Origin of the sequence: Nocardia jejuensis NBRC 103114 (assembly GCF_001613145.1) — a bacterium.
Taxonomy (GTDB): domain Bacteria; phylum Actinomycetota; class Actinomycetes; order Mycobacteriales; family Mycobacteriaceae; genus Nocardia; species Nocardia jejuensis.
The window spans coordinates 256,408-273,201 of the sequence record NZ_BDBU01000016.1; the positions used below are offsets into that span (position 1 = coordinate 256,408).

The window sequence follows — 16,794 nt, forward strand, 5'->3', positions numbered from 1 at the left end:
CGAGCACATTGTCGGTGGCTTTCGAGCACATTGTCAGTGGCTGCAGAGCCCGCCGCGCAGATCGGGCAGGTGATCGCCGAGCAGCAGCGCCATCTTGTCCATCATGTCGGTGGCGTCCTCGAACACGCCGGACTCCGGTTCGGCCGCCAGCGCGACCGCGACCGGACCGGCCAGCGTGGGAACGAGACCGAACTGCCGGACGGTGTACTTGCCGGTGTCGTCGTCGGGTCCCCAGCCGCCCTTGAATTCCGCGCCGATCAACCGGCCCAGGCCCCAGCTCTGGCTCGGGGTGATCTCACTCATCAGAGACACCACCGAATTGGCGCGCGGGAGGCAGGGCAGCCGGGAGGCGAAGCGCACCTGATCGGTCAGCGCCCAGTCGGTCGCGCCGAAGGCGAGCAGATCGTCGGAGTCCAGCGTGGCGAGGCGGGTGTGCCGCGCGGCGACGTCGGTGATGTTGTCACCGGCTTCGCGCAGCACGGACTCGACCGCGGCGGCGGCCTGGCTGCCGGTGCCGAGGGAGTTCCAAAGCTCTTGTGCCGCATCGTTGTCCGAGAACGTGATGGCGGCTTCGGCGATCGAGCGCAGGCCGTCCGGATCGCGGCGCAGCGCCGCGAGCGCCAGCGGCACCTTGATGGTGGACCAGGCGATGCCGGTGGTCCAGTTGCCCAGCACCGTCATATCGCCGCCGCCGACCGGCATGACCGCCAGTCCAATTCGACCGTCCAGTCCGGACTGAAGATCGGCGAAATCCGCTGCGAAGGTGACCGATTTCGGCAGACCGAACAGTTCGGGAAAATTGGGCGCGGCCATCACCATGCCGCCCGCCGCCTCGGAACCCGCTGCCACCGGCACGATCTCGCCCGAATTCGACGACGAGGCGCCCGATGTGGTCCCGTGCACGCCGCAGGCGGATACCGCCAGCACCGTCGCCACCGCGAAACATCGAGCAATGGCCTTGCGACAGGCCGGAATTGGGTCAGTAGACATACACCACCGCGTTCTCGCCACCGATGCAGGTGACCAATTTACCTGCTGCCGTGCAGTTCATCGTGTACGCCCGGCGGGTAACCGGGCTGACCGCCACCACACTACTTGCCGCGCCCGCTCGCCCGGCAGTCGCCTCGGCATACGCCCGACGCACCTCCTCGGCGAAAGGGCAACTGGTGACGGTATTCCCGATCGCGGCCGTTGTATACCCGTTGAGTTCGGCGTACACCGGAGTGCACGGCGTCGAACCCGCCGGCAACTGCACGGCGCTCGGAGTCGTGGTCGTGGCCGAGCCCTTCGGCTGCGACAGCGGAACCGTCGCCCCGCCGCCGCTGTCCTGCGACGCGCTGGTGTTCGTCTTGTTCGATCCGTTCTCCAGGACCTGCCAGCCGATCGCACCCGCGATCGCGCCGACCGCCACGACCAGTACGCCGATCGAGATCGGCACCGCCAACGACCGGCGCCGCGACCGATACCGCTGCGGCGGAGCCGACTCCATCCGCGGATGATCCGAGGTCGGATACAGCGAGGGATCGGGAGTGGGCGCGTACGGGAAGTCCTGCTGCTGCGCCTGCGCGTGCCCCCACACCGCGCTCTGCTGCGCCGTCGGCGGCAGCGGCGTGTAGTGAAAGTCGCTGACCCGCACCATGGTCGGATCCGACGGCACGATCACCGGCAGATCGCTGGTGGGCGGAGTGTCGTTCTCGGCAGGCGGGAAGGCGCCGGTGACATAGGCCGGGAGATTTCCCGTATTCGGTTGCACCACAGTCGGATCCGAATTGCGCACCGGCAGCACCGTGGTCGGCACGCCCTGGGGTCCGGCGGTCGGCACGGCCGGGGGCACGGTCCTGGGCGGCGGCAGCATCTCCGTCGGGGGCGGTGGCGTCACGCCACCGGCCAGCGCCGCGCGGGCGGCCCGCGCGAATTCGCCCGCGGTCACGAAGCGGCCGTTCGGATCCTTGGCCAGTGCCCGCGCGACCACCGTGTCCAGGGCGGGCGGAATTCCGTCGTGCAGCGTGCTGGCCCGGGGCGGCGGTTCGGAGATGTGCGCCCGGATGAGCAGACTCATATTGTGCGCCGGGAACGGCTTTGCCCCGGTGAGGCATTCGTGCAGCACACAGCCCAGCGAGTACAGGTCCGCGCGCCCGGTCACCGGACCGGCGTCGTCGAAGCGCTCGGGCGCCATATAGGCATACGACCCGACCGCGGTACCGGTCATGGTGATGGTGGTGTCACCCTCGGCGCGCGCGATGCCGAAGTCGGCGAGATATGCGAAATCCGCATCGGTCACGAGGATATTGGCCGGTTTCACGTCCCGGTGCACCAGACCCGAGTAGTGCGCGGCGTCCAGCGCCGCCGCGATCTGCTCGACGATGTTCACCGCCCGCAGCGGCGGCATCGGCCCGGAGGCGTCGAGCAGCGAGTGTAGATCCTGTCCGCGCACCAGCCGCATATCGATGTACAGCTGACCGTCGATCTCGCCCCAGTCGTGGATCGGGATGATGTGGGGTTCGGCGAGCCGCGCCGCCGCCTGCGATTCGCGGCGGAAACGTTCCTGGTAGGAGGGATCTTTCGCGAGCTCGGGCGGTAGCAGCTTGAGTGCTACGACGCGATCCTTCGAGGTGTCGTAGGCCTCGTAGACCTCTCCCATGCCGCCCCGGCCCAGCAGCGAGCGGAGCTCGTACGGCCCGAACGTGCCGCCGGCCCGCGATGGCGGTGCATCCACCCCGTCAAACCTCCAACTTTCCTGGGCGGGGTGCGACTGACAACGCGCTCCCCACCCTCAGGAAGTGGATTCTCCCGGTGCGACTACGCCATGGTCAAACGCAAACACGATCGCCGCCGCACGGTCGCGTAACCCCAGCTTTCCGAAGATGTGTCCCACGTGGCTTTTCACGGTCACTTCCGAGATGCCGAGGCTCTGGGCGATCTCGGTGTTGACGCGCCCGCGGCCGATGAGTTCGAGAACTTCCAGCTCGCGCACGGTCAGTTCGGACAGGCGGCTGTTCGCGGCCGTCGGGGTCGGGCGGACCGACCGGTAGGTCGAGAGCACCCGCGGGGTGACCGTCGGATCGAGCCAGGAACCACCGGCGGCCACCGTGCGCACCGCGCGAATGAGATCCTCGGCGGGAGAGTCCTTGAGGATGAACCCGGCCGCGCCCGCCCGCAGCGCGCCCTGCATCAGCTGATCGTCGTCGAAGGTGGTGAGCACCAATACCGGTGGGGCATCGGCGATCGTCCGCAGGATGCGCGTGGCCTCGATCCCGCCGATCCGCTTCATCCGCAGATCCATCAGCACCACATCCGGCCTGCCGGCCGCGACCGCGGCGGGCACCTCGTCACCGTCCGCGCATTCGCTGACCGCGAAACCGTCACGGCGGCGCAGGATTCGGCGCAGGCCGCCCCGCACCAGCTCTTGATCGTCGACCACCAGGACGGCGACGAGATCCTCGTCCGATTGCGAGGTCACACACTCTCCCGAGGCGTCTGCGGCGTGCTCGCCGGTTCGGTGCGGCTTTCCTGCCGCTTGCGTTTCATGGAGTGGATCATCGACCAGACCGAGTCCTCGGCCGCGGTGGCGGCACAGTCGATCGGCTGCCCGGAGAACGGAATTCGCGCCTGCACCTGCCAGCCGTCCTCGCAGGGACCCGCGCTGAGCCCGCCCCCGTGCATGCGCGCTCGCTGGCGCATTCCGGAGATACCCATGCCGCGTCCGGGTCGCTGCGCCGCGCCGGTCGGCAGGGTGTTGGTCACCGTCACCGCGATGTCCCTGGCGGACACCTCGATGCGCAGCCGTGCCGACGCGCCCGGCGCGTGTTTGGCGACATTGGCCAGCGACTCCTGGCTGATCCGGTACAGCGCCAGGCCCAGTCCCGGTGACACGCCGCAGATGTCGCCGTCCACCCGGAAGTCGACCTCCATCCCCGCGCCGACGAAATCCGCGATCAGATCGCCGAGGTCGTCCAGGCCGGGTTCGGGGGTCTGCGGTGCGGGGCGCTGATCCAGCAGTCCGACGGTGCGCCGGATATCGGCCATGGCTTGGCGGCCGAGTCGTTCGGCATCGGTGAGCGCGTCCACCGCGTCGTCCACATCCCGATCGGTCTGCAGTGCGTGGCGGGCGGCGGTGACGTGCAGCAGCGTGATGCTCAGCGAATGCGCGATCACGTCGTGCACCTCCCTGGCGATGCGGCGGCGTTCCTCGTCCGTGGCCTGCGAGGTGCGGATGTCCTGATAGGCGCGCTCCTGATTGAGGTACTTGGTCTGCGCCTGTAGCGCGCGCCCGGCCATCCAGCCGCACAGAATTCCGACCAGATAGGGCGGCGTCCCGGTCTCGAAGTTCCCGAGGACGGCGAAGAGAGCCACCTCCGCCGCCATCGCCGCGGCGACCACGACGCTGATCAGCAGCGGGGTGATGGCGGCGATCTCACCGGCGGCGCAGATCAGGATGAACGGCGCGACATCCACATCCACCGGCTGCGACATGAACAGCGCGGTCGCGGACATGGTCAGCAATGCCATCAGCCACGGCTTCGGACTGAGCCCGAGGAACGCGTACAGCGGCCCGTTCAGATAGGTCAGCACCACCGCCAAGACCGGCACCACGCTGGGGAAATAGCTGAACCGCTGAATCAGCGCGGCAGTCGAGACCACCAGCAGCACCACATCGATCAGTACCACCGTCGAGACCGGATAGTCGAACGGCAACTGCTCGACATTGCGCCGGAACTGGGCCACCGGGTCGCGGGCGAACTGCCTGACCCGCACGCCGCTGCGCCGTGCCCCGTCGCGTAGTCGCCAGAACACCCGCCCGCCCGATTGCGGGGTGGCGCCGCTCACGTCCATCCTGTCAGGCTAATAGCCGAATTCGACGGCGTACATCGTTCGGCGGCAGGGGTCCGGCTCCTACCGGGGTAGGAGGTCAAGTCGGGTCCTCGGCACGACGACAGCATCGCGGCGCGACCGTAGCGTGGGTGCTCATCGGCACCCGACGGATCGGGTGCGTGACGAAAGGTTGGGGGCCATGTCCTGGGCAGACCTGCATGCTCGCACCGACATCCTGCACACGATCCTGGATCGGGCGGCACGAAATCCCGCTGACAGCACGCTGTTCGACGATCTGCCGGAGCTGCGCCGGCTCTTCGGCGGACCCGAAGGGGTCCTGCTGGCGCTGCGCCATCGGTGGGAGAACCACCTGAACGTGAAACTGGATCACGCTCTGGCACAGGGAAAGTCCGCGGTCGAGAGCTATCTCGAACTGTCCGCGGAGCAGCCCGCGCTGCGCGCGATTCTCGACAGGTACGACACCGATCAGCTCTACCGCGGTCCGCGACCGCGGGCCTTGGCCGGTTGATCCACACCGGCTGATCTACGAGGGGAACGACGACCATGCTGGAATTGACCGACATCACGAAGGAATACCGGGTGGGTGGGCAGAGGGTCACCGCACTGGACCGGATCAGCCTGCGCATCGAGGCGGGGGAGTTCACCGCCATCATCGGGCCGTCCGGATCGGGCAAGAGCACCCTGCTGCACCTGCTGGGTGCGCTCGACTCCCCGGATTCCGGATCGATTCGGTTCCAGGACAAGGAAATCGGCGATCTCGACGATGACCGGCAGTCCGAATTCCGGCGGCATCAGGTGGGATTCGTCTTCCAGTTCTTCAATCTGCTGCCCACGCTCTCGGCGTGGGAGAACGTGGCGATTCCCAAGCTGCTGGACGGCACCGGGCTGCGCAAGGCCAAGCCGCGCGCCCTGGAACTGCTGGATCTGGTCGGCCTCGCGGACCGCGCCGAACACCGGCCGGCCGAACTGTCCGGCGGGCAGATGCAGCGGGTCGCGGTGGCGCGCGCGCTCATCATGGACCCGCCGCTGATCCTGGCCGACGAACCCACCGGCAACCTGGACTCCAAGACCGGTGCGGCCATCCTGCAACTGCTCGGGGACATCACCCGCGAGGGGAATTCGGTGGTCATGGTCACCCATGACATGGGCGCGGTGCGCTATTGCGACCGGATCATCACCCTGCGGGACGGGCAGATCGGATCCAACGAGTCGGTCGAGCGCGCCGATGACGGTGAAGTCCGCACGGTCCCGGCCGCCGCCGACGTCGCTGTCACCGCCAACGGTCAGGCCGCGGGCGAGGCCGCCGACGGCAGCGGTGTGGTGCGCGCATGATCCAGGCGGCATGGGATCGGCTGCGGCTGTTCAATATCGGTGAACTTCTCGCCCATCGCGGTCGCACCGTCATGTCGATGGTGGTGATGGGAATCTCGGCGGGACTGCTGGTCTCGGTGTTCAGCATCTCCGGCTCGATCACCGGCTCGGTGGACAAACTCACCCAGAGCCTCGGCGGCAATGCGGCGCTCGAGGTCAGTGGTATCACCGATGCCGGGTTCGATCAGGAACTGCTGCAACAGATCCGGACGGTGTCGGGAGTGTCCGCGGCGGTGCCCATGCTGCGGCAATCCATCGGCACGGACGAGAACAAGGCACTGCTCATCGGTGCGGACGCCAGCGTGTCCCAGCTCGGCAGTGATCTGGACGGACCGCTGAAAGACCAGGCGTCCACACTGCTTTCGGTCTCGAACGGCGTGCTGGTCGGCGCCGCGATGGGCAGGCACGAGGGTGAGCGGTTCCAGCTCGGCTCGGTGACCGCCACCGTCGCGGGCGTGCTCGACGACGAGGCCGCGCGCCGGCTCAACGGCGGGCACATCGTGGTCGCTCTGCTGCCGGTCGCGCAGAAGATCACCGGCCGGACCGCGAAACTCGACTCGGTGCAGATCATCGCCGCGCCGAATGCCGATGTGGAGCAGCTGCGTTCGACGCTCACCGAGGTGGTGGCGGGCCGTGCGGTGGTCGCGGATCCGTCGCTGCGCGCCGCGCAGGCGGGCGGCGCCATTCAACTGGTGCGGTACTCGACGCTGGCCTCCTCCGCGGCTGCCCTGATCGTGTCCTCGTTCCTCATCTACAACGCCATGAGTATGGCTGTGGTGCAACGTCGCCCGATGCTGTCGCTGCTGCGCGCCATCGGCGGCCGGCGCACCCCGATGGTGCGCGATCTGATCGCCGAGGCGGCACTGCTCGGACTGCTCGGCGGCCTGATCGGCGCGATCGCCGGAATCTTCATGGGGCGCACCGCTATCGTTCGACTCCCGGCGGCGATCGTGCAGTCGGTGGAGGCGCGCACCGAGTACATGGTGCCCGGCTACGCGGTGCCGGTGGCCGTCGTCGCCTGCGTCCTGGCCAGCGTCTCGGCCGCCGCGCTCGCCGCTCGCCAGGTCTACAAGGTCGAGCCCATCGAGGCTTTGGCCCCGGTCGGCGCGTCCGCGTCCGACTCCGTCAAGCCGGTGATGCGCTGGGCCGCAGTGGTTCTGGGCACGGTCATGGTCGTCGGCGGCATCGTGATCGCCAAGGCCGACCTGGGCAGGTACTCGCTGGCCTCGATCTCGCTGTCCATTCTCGGGGCGATCGTGCTGTGCTTCGCCGCCACCGATCCCATCGTGCGAGTGATCGCCGGGGTCGCCCGATTGTTCGGCGCACCGGGGGCACTGGGCGCGACCACCCTCGAACGCGCCCCGCGCCGCGTCTGGGCGACGGCCATGACCGTGATGATCGGTGTGACCGCCGTGGTGGCCATGGGCAACGCCACCCGCAATATGGTCTCGGCGGCGACCGACACCTTCCAGGATCTGGGCCGCACGGACATCTTCGTCAGCCCGACCCCGATGGAACAGTTCCCCACCGGGCCGCTGCTCCCGGCCGAGCTGAAGGCGAAGCTCCGGGCCATCCCCGGCATCGGCGATATGGGCTCGGCGCAAATGGCTTTCGCGACACTGGGCCGCGGCCGCGTCATGCTCCAGGGGTATGAGGGCGGCGTCGCACGCAATGCGGCGCTGGACAGCGCGACCCAGGGCGATCTGGCTCGGATGGCGGCGGGCGAGGGGGTGATCGTCTCGCGCGACGTGGCCGGTTCGCTGGGCGTGCACGAGGGCTCCGACCTCGACCTGCCCACTCCCACCGGCGTGCACCGGGTGCAGGTGCTGCGGGTGGTCCCGTACTTCTCCGCCATCTCGGGCATCGTCGTGATGGATCTCGATGTGCTGCGGCAGTGGTACCAGCGGCCCGGCGAGACCATCATCGGCATCGACCTGGCGCCGGGCGCGGATCGCGAGGCCGTCATGGCCGCCGTGCGCGCGGCCGTTCCCCCCGATCTGCATGTCGCCACCGGCGCCGCCACGGTGGACGCGATCACCGGCAGCGTCCAGCAGGGCACGTCATTGAGCACCGCCATCTTGTGGATCGTCGTGCTGGTGGCCACGGTCGCGCTGCTCAACACGCTGATGCTCTCGGTGCTGGAACGCCGCCGCGAACTGGGCGTGCTGCGTGCCATGGGAATCAGCAGACAGTTCCTGCTCCGGACCATCCTCACCGAAGCGGTCGGCATCGGATTGACCGGCGCGGCAATCGGTCTGGTGGTCGGCTCGGCCGTGCACTACCTCGCGACCATCGCCCTGAGCAACGCCATCTCCCTCGATATCGCCTACCACCCCAGCCCGCTGCTGCTGGTCTACGCGGTCGCCGCGCTGGTCCTGTCGCTTCTGGGATCCATCCCTCCGGCGGTCCGAGCCTCTCGGCTGCCGATCGTGGAGGCCATCGCCATCGACTGAACATCGCCATCGACTGAACATCGCCGTCGACTGAACATCGTGGACTGAACATCGCCGTCGATCGGCCGTCGCCGTCGGCGCGCACGTCTCTCTCGGGCGTTCGCGTCGGCGGCGCGGGGCTCTCACGGTGTTCGTCGGCGATATCGGCGCCCGCGCGGGCCGCGACGGACGGGCGCGCGAGCCACAGGTGACGGTGGTTTTCGCCCGCGTGGCGGGCTTCCCTAGGATGGACGCCATGAGCGCAGCCACGGTCGACTTGATGGACTACACCGACGTCATCAGCCGGTACGCGCCGGTGCTGGGTATGGAAGTGCATGTCGAGCTCGGCACGGCCACCAAGATGTTCTGCGGATGCCCGACCGAGTTCGGCGCGGAACCCAATACCCAGGTGTGCCCGGTGTGTCTGGGTCTGCCCGGATCGCTTCCGGTCGTGAACGAGAAGGCCGTGGAATCGGCCATCCGGATCGGCCTGGCGCTGAACTGCTCGATCACCCCGTGGGGCCGCTTCGCGCGCAAGAACTACTTCTACCCGGACCAGCCGAAGAACTACCAGATCAGCCAGTACGACGAGCCGATCGCCACCGAGGGCTACCTCGATGTCGTGCTCGACGACGGCGAGATCTTCCGGGTCGCCATCGAGCGCGCGCACATGGAGGAGGACACCGGTAAGTCGCTGCACGTGGGCGGGGCGACCGGTCGCATCCTCGGCGCGTCGCACTCGCTGCTGGATTACAACCGCGCGGGCGTGCCGCTGATCGAGATCGTCACCAAGCCGATCGAGGGCGCCGGTGAGCGTGCCCCCGAGGTCGCGCGCGCCTACGTCACCGCGCTGCGCGAGGTGCTCAAGTCGCTGAACGTCTCGGACGTGAAGATGGAGCAGGGCTCGCTGCGCTGTGATGCCAACGTCTCGCTGATGGCCAAGGACGCCAAGGAATTCGGCACTCGCACCGAGACCAAGAACGTGAACTCGCTCAAGAGCGTCGAGGTCGCGGTGCGCTACGAGATGCGGCGTCAGGCCGCGGTGCTGAGCGCGGGCGGCACCATCATCCAGGAGACCCGCCACTTCCACGAGGGCGACGGCTCCACCTCCTCGGGCCGCGTCAAGGAGACCGCCGAGGACTACCGCTACTTCCCGGAGCCGGACCTCGAGCCCATCGCGCCCGACGCGGCGTGGGTCGAGGAGCTGCGCGGCACCATTCCGGAGTACCCGTGGCTGCGCCGCGGCCGCATCCAGGCCGACTGGGGTCTGTCCGACGAGGTCTTCCGCGACCTGGTGAACGCCGGCGCGCTGGACGTGATCATCGCGACGGTCGACGCCGGAGCCTCGGTCGACGCCGCTCGCTCCTGGTGGGTCGCCTACCTGACCGAGAAGGCCAAGGAGCGCGAGGTCGCCCTCGAGGATCTGCCCATCACCCCGAAGCAGGTCGCCGAGGTCGCCGGACTGGTCGAGGCCAAGACCATCAACAACAAGGTCGCCAAGCAGGTCGTGGACTTCGTCCTGGCCGGTGAGGGCGAGCCCGCCGCCATCGTCGAAGCCAAGGGCCTCGGCATGGTCAGCGACGATTCGGCCCTGCAGACCGAGGTGGACAAGGCCCTGGAGGCCAATCCGGCCATCGCCGAGAAGATCCGCTCCGGCAAGATCCAGGCCGCGGGCAAGGTCGTCGGCGATGTCATGAAGGCCACGCGCGGGCAGGCCGACGCCGCCCGCGTGCGCGAACTCGTTCTCGCGGCCTGCGGCGTCAGCGAGTAGGCCACCGAATATCCGATACCGAATACCCGATACCGCTCACCCGATACCTCTGCGGCACACGGTAACCCCGTGTGCCGCAGTCGTTTCTCGCCCCATGCTCGGAAGGATCACGCGACGCGGCCACGGCGTACGGGTTCTTCGAGCCCGTCCACGGTGGACCGCGAGACCGCGCGATGCGGGCGGCGCCAGGGTGCACAGGCGCAGCGTCCGACCCCGGACGCGCCTACGGCGCACAGCGATCGCTGTGCGCCGTAGGGTGTTCGACGGGAGTGCCTAGCCGTTGGCGTTCGCCCGCCACTTCACCAGTGCAGTGGCGAGACCGACGACGAGACCGATTACGAGTAGTTTGCGCATGCCCGCCACAGTAGGCGCGGAATCGCCCGTATGCCAGGAAGTTCCGCTCACCGGGCATGTTTCGGTCCGGATACGCCTGCGGCGCACGGCTTTCGCCGCGCGCCGCAGGTGATGGCCGGGGTTAGTCCGGGCCGGAGCCGTTGCCGCCGGACGGCGGCGGTATCCGCACCACGCGGTCGTCGTACTGGTTGGGCTGGCCGTCCGTCTTGTTGACCGTGGCGGCCCAGATGTTGCCGTCGCCGCCCAGCGTCGCGCCGTCGAGGCGGCCGTACTTGTCCTGTGAGAGCAGCGAGGGAGCCGCGGTGACAGCGTGGGTGTTCTTGTCGGCGGTGGCCAGGGCCAGTGCCTTCTGGTTCGTGAGTGCCACGGCCACACCGTCACTCGCCGCCGCGCATCCCGCGACACCCGGGTGATCGGGCCAGCTCCAGGCCTTCACGGCCACCCCGTCCGGGCCGATCCGCTGCAGCCGGTCCTCGGTGGCGGTGCGATCGGTGATCCAGATCGAGTCCTTGTGATCGGAGCAGACGCCACCGGCCACGCCGATACCCGAGGCCACGACGGCGGCGTTCGCGCCGGGACCGGGGGACTCGACGCTCAACAGTTTTCCGGCCATCGAGCCGGAATCCGCCGCGGCGGAGGGGTTTCCGGCATCGCCGGTCAGGACCAGCATGCGGCTCACGGTGTGGAAATCGATGCCACCGCGATTGCCGTTGGGGCCCTTCGGGATTCCGGTGAGGATCGGCTTGGGCGCGCCACCGGCATCGGACGTGGAGATGCGCACCACGCGATTGTCGGAGGGGGTCGTGACGTAGGCGTAGATCAACCCGTCCTCACCGTAGGTGGGGGACAGGGCCAGCGCGGTGAGGCCGCCGTCGCCGGTGGGATCCACGTCGAGGCGGGCGACCTCCACCGGCTCGGGCGGCACCCCCTCATCGGTGGCGACCACCTTCAGGATCCGGCCGGTGAGCCGCTCGGCGACCAGCGCACTGCCGCCGTCGGGCAGCGCGACCAGTCCGCCGGTGGTGTCCAGGCAGGACACCACGACCGCCGGATCCGGATCCACACACGGCAGGTCGGGACGCTTGGCGGTGCTGGGCGGTACCTTCGGAGTGGTGGTGCCTTGGTCGGCGTCCTGCCAGACGGGTTCGGTGGTGAACGGGCTGGACGCGCGATCATCGAACCGGGCGCAGCCGGACAGCAGCACGGCGCCGAGCGTCACGCCCAGCACGACCCTCCGCGTGCCCACCCCGACACGACCTGCGGCAACCAACTTCATGGCTCAGACGTTACGGAAAACCCGACGCGTCTGCTCGGACGGGGGTGCGACATTCCACCGACACTCCACGAACCGGACAGTGGACACGCCCTCGGACAGCCGTGTGCTGAGCCCCTCGGGCGCATACTCTGACCCGCGTGACCGAGAAGCCGAACGAGCCCTCCGCCGCCGCGCCGGGCGAGATCCCGCCCGCAACGCCCCGGCCGGCCGGTGAACCGGTCCGCAGCCCTTTCGATTCGCCGACCGAGCAGTTCACCGCGTCGGGTGCGACCGCCGACTTCGGCGCGGCTGCGGACACCGGCCGGACCGAGGTCCTGGACAAGTCCGCGAAGCTCTCCAAGGAGCCGGCGCGCACCGACGAGGAGCTGGGCCTCGATCCCGAGGTGCCGCTGTATTCGGAACTGAAGAATTCGATCCCGGGCGCGTCGGACACCGCCGAGGTCACCTCCGAGACCGCCGCCACCCCGGCCTACTCCTTCGCCAGCATTCCGCCCGCGCCGTCGACCGAACCCAACAACCGGGTGCGCCGTCGTGACGACCGCCGCGGCACCCTGGACCTCGGACTTCTGTTGCTGCGCTTGGTCATCGGCGGCACCTTCATCTACCACGGCCTGCAGAAGCTGGCCGGTTGGTTCCATGGCCCGGGCCTGGACGGCACCAAGGCCATGATGGAGAACGGCGGTTGGAAGCAGCCCGACATCTCCGCCGCCCTGCTCATCGCCGGCGAACTCGGTGGCGGCATCCTGCTCGTGCTCGGCCTGGCCACCCCACTCGCCGCGGGCGCGGTGCTGGCCGTCATTCTCGACGCCTGGATGTGGAAGCAGGGCATGGTCGCCGGGTTCCAGTACAAGGCGCAGACCGGGGTGGAACTGGAGTCCATCCTGGCCGGCGGTGCGGCGGCGATCCTGCTGACCGGGCCGGGCCGGTTGTCGCTGGACCGCAATCGCGGCTGGGCCACAAGGCCGTTCATGGGCTCGCTCGCGGTCCTGGTGGCGGCGATCGCGGCCGCGATTCTCACCTATGTCTATATGCACGGCGGCAATCCGCTGACGGGGATCGGCCCGTTCGACTGATCGGGCGGTCGTCGCGCGGCGGCATGCCCGAACGAACATCGGAATACGAAGCGGCCGGGGTGATGTCGAATCACCCCGGCCGCTTCATCTACGTCGGATCCGGTTCACCGCCGGACGGCTAGCTCACCACTGGGTCGCGGTGAACTGCTCCCACTCCTGGTACGTCTCGTGATGCAGCTGCATGACCAGTCCGGACTTGCTGTCGATCTGCTGCTGCAGCATCGCGCGATGCGCGCTGATCTCGGCCGCCTCCGCGGGCTCGGCCATGAACTCGGCCGAACCCAGTTCGCGTGACTGCGCGGCGAGGTCCTCCGCCTCCGCCAGCAGTGCGCGCGCCTCGGTGTTGCGAACGTCGCTGCGCTCGAGCATCGCCGAGTACTCGGCCAGCATGGTGTCGGCCTTGCCGACGTATTCGATTGTCATATCTGTCCCCGAAATTGAGCCGAGGCGCCGCGCGGACCCGACGGAGGGCTCGGCCGAGAAATTCTCGGGGCGAGCCCCCTGCCGGGTCGATGAACGACGCCGAATCGAACTAGTGAAACTGTGCCGGTGCTTACGGCTCGTGGCCGCACCGGCGGCCCATGGCACGTGGCGCACCGCGGCCTACGGCACGTGGCGCACTGCGCCCTTGTCCGCGGAGGTGGCGAGTGCGGCGTACGCGCGCAGCGCGGTGGTGACCGGCCGCTCACGAGCCACGGGCTGCCAAGGCCGTTCGCGCGCATCCATCTTCGAGCGCCGCTCGGCGAGAATCTCGTCCGAGACCAGCAATTCGAGCGCACGGGAGTGCACGTCGATGCGGATGCGGTCGCCATTCTCGATCAGGCCGATCGCGCCGCCGCCGGCCGCCTCGGGCGACATGTGCCCGATGGACAGACCCGAGGTGCCGCCGGAGAACCGGCCGTCGGTGATGAGCGCGCACTTCTTGCCCAGGCCCATGCCCTTGAGGAACGAGGTCGGGTGCAGCATCTCCTGCATACCCGGACCGCCCTTGGGGCCTTCGTAGCGCACCACGACCACATCGCCCGGCACGATCTTCTTGCCGAGGATGAGCGAGACCGCCTCCTCCTGGGACTCGACCACCACGGCCGGGCCCTCGAAGGTGAACAGGTCCTCGTCGATGCCGGCGGTCTTGAGGATCGCGCCGTCGAGTGCGATGTTGCCGCGCAGCACGCACAGCCCGCCCTCGACGGTGTACGCGTGCTCGACCGAGCGGATGCACCCGCCCTCGGCGTCGGTGTCGAGCGAGGACCAGCGGTTCTCGGTGGAGAACGGCTCGGTGGTGCGCACGCCGCCGGGCGCGGCGTGGAACAGCTCGATCGCTTCCTCGGAAGCCTTGCCGGAGCGGATGTCCCAGGTGTCGAGCCACTCCTCGACCGTCGCGGTGTGCACGGTGGTGACGTCGGTTTCCAGCAGCCCGCCGCGGCGCAATTCGCCGAGCAGAGCCGGGATGCCACCGGCGCGGTGCACGTCCTCCATGTGGTAATCGGAGTTGGGGGAGACCTTCGACAGGCACGGCACGCGGCGCGAGATCTCGTCGATGGTCGCGAGATCGAAGTCGATCTCACCCTCCTGCGCGGCGGCGAGGGTGTGCAGCACGGTGTTGGTGGAGCCGCCCATGGCCACGTCCAGCGCCATCGCGTTGCGGAAAGCCTTGGCGTTGGCCACATTTCGCGGCAGCACCGAGGCGTCGTCGTCGCGGTACCACTTGGTGGCGATATCGACGATGACCCGGCCCGCGTTCTGGAACAGCGCGCGGCGGGCGGCATGGGTGGCCAGGGTGGAGCCGTTGCCCGGCAGGGCCAGGCCCAGCGCCTCGGTGAGGCAGTTCATCGAATTGGCGGTGAACATGCCCGAGCACGAGCCGCAGGTCGGACACGCGCTGCGCTCGACCTCGTCCAGGCCCTCGTCGGTGACGACCTGCGAGGCGCTCGCGGAGATGGCGGTGATCAGGTCGGTCGGGGCCTGGGCGACGCCGCCCACGACGACGGCCTTACCGGCCTCCATCGGACCGCCGGAGACGAACACGGCCGGGATGTTCAGCCGCATGGCGGCGTTCAGCATCCCCGGGGTGATCTTGTCGCAGTTGGAGATGCACACCAGGGCGTCGGCGGTGTGCGCGTTGGCCATGTACTCGACCGAGTCCGCGATGATCTCGCGCGAGGGCAGCGAGTAGAGCATGCCGCCGTGACCCATGGCGATGCCGTCGTCGACCGCGATGGTGTGGAATTCGCGAGGTACGCCGCCCGCCGCCCGAACCGCCTCGGCCACGATCTCGCCGACATTCTTGAGATGCACATGGCCCGGCACGAACTGCGTGTACGAGTTCGCGATGGCGACGATCGGTTTGCCGAAATCGGAGTCGGTCATACCCGTGGCGCGCCAGAGAGCGCGAGCTCCCGCGGCATTGCGTCCGACGGTGGTGGTTCGTGAGCGAAGCGGTGGCATGAGTTTCGATCCTCGAGTTCTCGTCGCAGGGGCTGGTCGGCGACTACACCGGAATGGTCCGGCGGGGATCACAACGTTACTCCCGCGCTGGCCGGTCCCTCTCAGCGCCCGAAACCTCGCACCCCGACACGCGCCTACTTGTCTGAAGTGTCGCGCTCCGAGGGCGTGGTGCCGTGCTCATCGGCCTCGGCCGTGATCGGCTCCTCGACCTCGCTCGCGACGAGTTCCGCCTCGTCCGCGTCCTCGGGTTCCACGAACGGATCCGGGATCCGGCCGTCGGACGCCTCGACCAGATCGCGCAGCCGGTCGTAGCCGACAGCGGGCAAACTCACATCGGAATCGTCCGCCAGATGCACCCGCAGGAAACCGCGCGCCGGAATGCGCAGGCCCTTCACCTCGGACCAATCGATGTGCCGCGTCGAGAACATGGTCCGCAAGTGCAGACCGTCCGCGGACACCTTGGTCCGGGTGCGCTCGATCCACACCGCCATGGCGATCGGAATCGCGAACAGAATCCACAGCACCTGCGGCAGCCCGGCGAACGGGAAGATCACACCCATCAGCACCATGAACACCGCGATGTGCGCCAGCCGGGTCAGTCCGATCACGCGCACACCCGGGTCCTGGATGCGACCGCGCGCGGCCACCAGCAGCGCCCGCAGCCGCGCGAAGTCGACGCCCGGCAGCGGGATCTCGGTGCCATCGGTGGTGCGCAGATACACCCGGCCGAAGCCGGGCACCCGCACGCCCTCGATCTCGGACCACGGCACCCGCCGGGTCCGGGCCAACCCGCGAGTTTCGACCCCGGTGCTGGTCAGATCGGTTTGCAGGCGTAGCAGCCAGAGCGGGACGACAACGATCAGCGGACCGATGAACACGCCCAGCAGCCACAGCCAGTCGCTGCGGAAACGGGCTTCGGGAAATGGACCCGTGTCCGATCCGAGGTCGGGGGTGTGGGACGATTGCGCCGGTGGCACGGACTGATGCGGTGATGACACACCCCCATCCTCGCATTGTGTTGAACGGACCCGAACAACCGCTCTGTCTCACATAATGGGACACCCTTGGTCAGATGTTTGACTGGACGATGCAGGCACAATTACCGTCTTGTGCGTGAATCGAATCGAGTTGCTCGTAATCGGCCGGCGCGTCCAGCGCTGAGCCGACGACTGTAGTCAATTACGTCAGCTCGCGACTGCGACGCGCCACCCTCGAACAGCCATGGCTGTCGGGGGCTTT

The 16,794-nt window shown here is 68.5% G+C and carries 13 protein-coding genes; 5 read left to right on the forward strand and 8 right to left on the reverse strand.

What is annotated here, in order from left to right; all coding sequences use genetic code 11:
* Positions 1-33: 33 nt before the first annotated feature.
* The 4 genes from NJ1_RS13175 to NJ1_RS13190 are packed head-to-tail and all read right to left on the reverse strand — an operon-like array spanning position 34 to position 4,833.
* Complete coding sequence (locus tag NJ1_RS13175) at positions 34-990, reverse strand: serine hydrolase (RefSeq protein WP_084478093.1); 957 nt, start codon at positions 988-990, stop codon at positions 34-36.
* Positions 980-2,716, reverse strand: a complete 1,737-nt coding sequence (locus NJ1_RS13180) for a serine/threonine-protein kinase (protein ID WP_067692540.1) — start codon at positions 2,714-2,716, stop codon at positions 980-982. Before NJ1_RS13180 ends, NJ1_RS13175 begins: the two co-directional genes overlap by 11 nt.
* Positions 2,717-2,773: 57 nt before the next feature.
* Positions 2,774-3,460 carry a response regulator gene (locus NJ1_RS13185; protein WP_067692543.1) on the reverse strand — a complete coding sequence of 229 codons (687 nt, stop codon included), beginning with the start codon at positions 3,458-3,460 and terminating at the stop codon, positions 2,774-2,776.
* The gene (locus NJ1_RS13190; protein ID WP_084478095.1) at positions 3,457-4,833 is read right to left on the reverse strand and encodes a sensor histidine kinase; all 1,377 of its coding nucleotides are present in this window, start codon (positions 4,831-4,833) and stop codon (positions 3,457-3,459) included. Before NJ1_RS13190 ends, NJ1_RS13185 begins: the two co-directional genes overlap by 4 nt.
* Positions 4,834-5,011: 178 nt before the next feature.
* On the opposite strand from NJ1_RS13190, the gene NJ1_RS13195 reads away from it, so the two are divergent.
* From NJ1_RS13195 to gatB, 4 genes are all read left to right on the forward strand, one after another.
* Positions 5,012-5,341, forward strand: a complete 330-nt coding sequence (locus NJ1_RS13195; protein WP_067692546.1) for a hypothetical protein — start codon at positions 5,012-5,014, stop codon at positions 5,339-5,341.
* A gap of 35 nt (positions 5,342-5,376) precedes the next feature.
* Positions 5,377-6,165, forward strand: coding sequence for an ABC transporter ATP-binding protein (locus NJ1_RS13200; RefSeq protein ID WP_067692549.1), 789 nt, complete (start codon positions 5,377-5,379; stop codon positions 6,163-6,165).
* Positions 6,162-8,657 carry an ABC transporter permease gene (locus NJ1_RS13205; protein ID WP_067692552.1) on the forward strand — a complete coding sequence of 832 codons (2,496 nt, stop codon included), beginning with the start codon at positions 6,162-6,164 and terminating at the stop codon, positions 8,655-8,657. The genes NJ1_RS13200 and NJ1_RS13205 overlap by 4 nt, the downstream gene beginning before the upstream one ends.
* Positions 8,658-8,892: 235 nt before the next feature.
* Positions 8,893-10,407, forward strand: a complete 1,515-nt coding sequence (gene gatB, locus NJ1_RS13210; RefSeq protein ID WP_067692979.1) for an Asp-tRNA(Asn)/Glu-tRNA(Gln) amidotransferase subunit GatB — start codon at positions 8,893-8,895, stop codon at positions 10,405-10,407.
* A gap of 475 nt (positions 10,408-10,882) precedes the next feature.
* Here the strand turns inward: gatB and NJ1_RS13215 are convergent, their stop codons facing one another.
* Entirely contained in the window at positions 10,883-12,037 is a 1,155-nt protein-coding gene (locus tag NJ1_RS13215) for a PQQ-dependent sugar dehydrogenase (protein WP_067692555.1), read from the reverse strand.
* Between the two features lie 137 nt (positions 12,038-12,174).
* Between NJ1_RS13215 and NJ1_RS13220 the strand changes: the two genes are divergently transcribed.
* On the forward strand, positions 12,175-13,110 hold the full coding sequence (locus NJ1_RS13220; RefSeq protein WP_067692558.1) for a DoxX family protein: 936 nt from the start codon (positions 12,175-12,177) through the stop codon (positions 13,108-13,110).
* A 123-nt stretch (positions 13,111-13,233) separates the two neighbouring features.
* Here NJ1_RS13220 and NJ1_RS13225 read toward each other — a convergent pair whose 3' ends face one another.
* The 3 genes from NJ1_RS13225 to NJ1_RS37935 form a co-directional block, all read right to left on the reverse strand.
* Positions 13,234-13,533, reverse strand: coding sequence for a hypothetical protein (locus tag NJ1_RS13225; protein ID WP_067692561.1), 300 nt, complete (start codon positions 13,531-13,533; stop codon positions 13,234-13,236).
* Positions 13,534-13,713: 180 nt separating this feature from the next.
* Positions 13,714-15,555 carry a dihydroxy-acid dehydratase gene (gene ilvD, locus NJ1_RS13230; RefSeq protein ID WP_067692564.1) on the reverse strand — a complete coding sequence of 614 codons (1,842 nt, stop codon included), beginning with the start codon at positions 15,553-15,555 and terminating at the stop codon, positions 13,714-13,716.
* Between the two features lie 134 nt (positions 15,556-15,689).
* Positions 15,690-16,553, reverse strand: coding sequence for a PH domain-containing protein (locus NJ1_RS37935; RefSeq protein ID WP_084478097.1), 864 nt, complete (start codon positions 16,551-16,553; stop codon positions 15,690-15,692).
* Between the last annotated feature and the right edge of the window lie 241 nt (positions 16,554-16,794).

Bases quoted from the DNA above. Each gene is read 5' to 3' on its own strand.
- NJ1_RS13225 (WP_067692561.1), bottom strand. From the start codon at position 13,533: ATGACAATCGAATACGTCGGCAAGGCCGACACCATGCTGGCCGAGTAC.
- NJ1_RS13200 (WP_067692549.1), top strand. From the start codon at position 5,377: ATGCTGGAATTGACCGACATCACGAAGGAATACCGGGTGGGTGGGCAG.
- NJ1_RS13175 (WP_084478093.1), bottom strand. From the start codon at position 990: ATGTCTACTGACCCAATTCCGGCCTGTCGCAAGGCCATTGCTCGATGT.
- NJ1_RS13205 (WP_067692552.1), top strand. From the start codon at position 6,162: ATGATCCAGGCGGCATGGGATCGGCTGCGGCTGTTCAATATCGGTGAA.
- NJ1_RS13195 (WP_067692546.1), top strand. From the start codon at position 5,012: ATGTCCTGGGCAGACCTGCATGCTCGCACCGACATCCTGCACACGATC.
- NJ1_RS13190 (WP_084478095.1), bottom strand. From the start codon at position 4,833: ATGGACGTGAGCGGCGCCACCCCGCAATCGGGCGGGCGGGTGTTCTGG.
- ilvD (WP_067692564.1), bottom strand. From the start codon at position 15,555: ATGCCACCGCTTCGCTCACGAACCACCACCGTCGGACGCAATGCCGCG.
- gatB (WP_067692979.1), top strand. From the start codon at position 8,893: ATGAGCGCAGCCACGGTCGACTTGATGGACTACACCGACGTCATCAGC.
- NJ1_RS13215 (WP_067692555.1), bottom strand. From the start codon at position 12,037: ATGAAGTTGGTTGCCGCAGGTCGTGTCGGGGTGGGCACGCGGAGGGTC.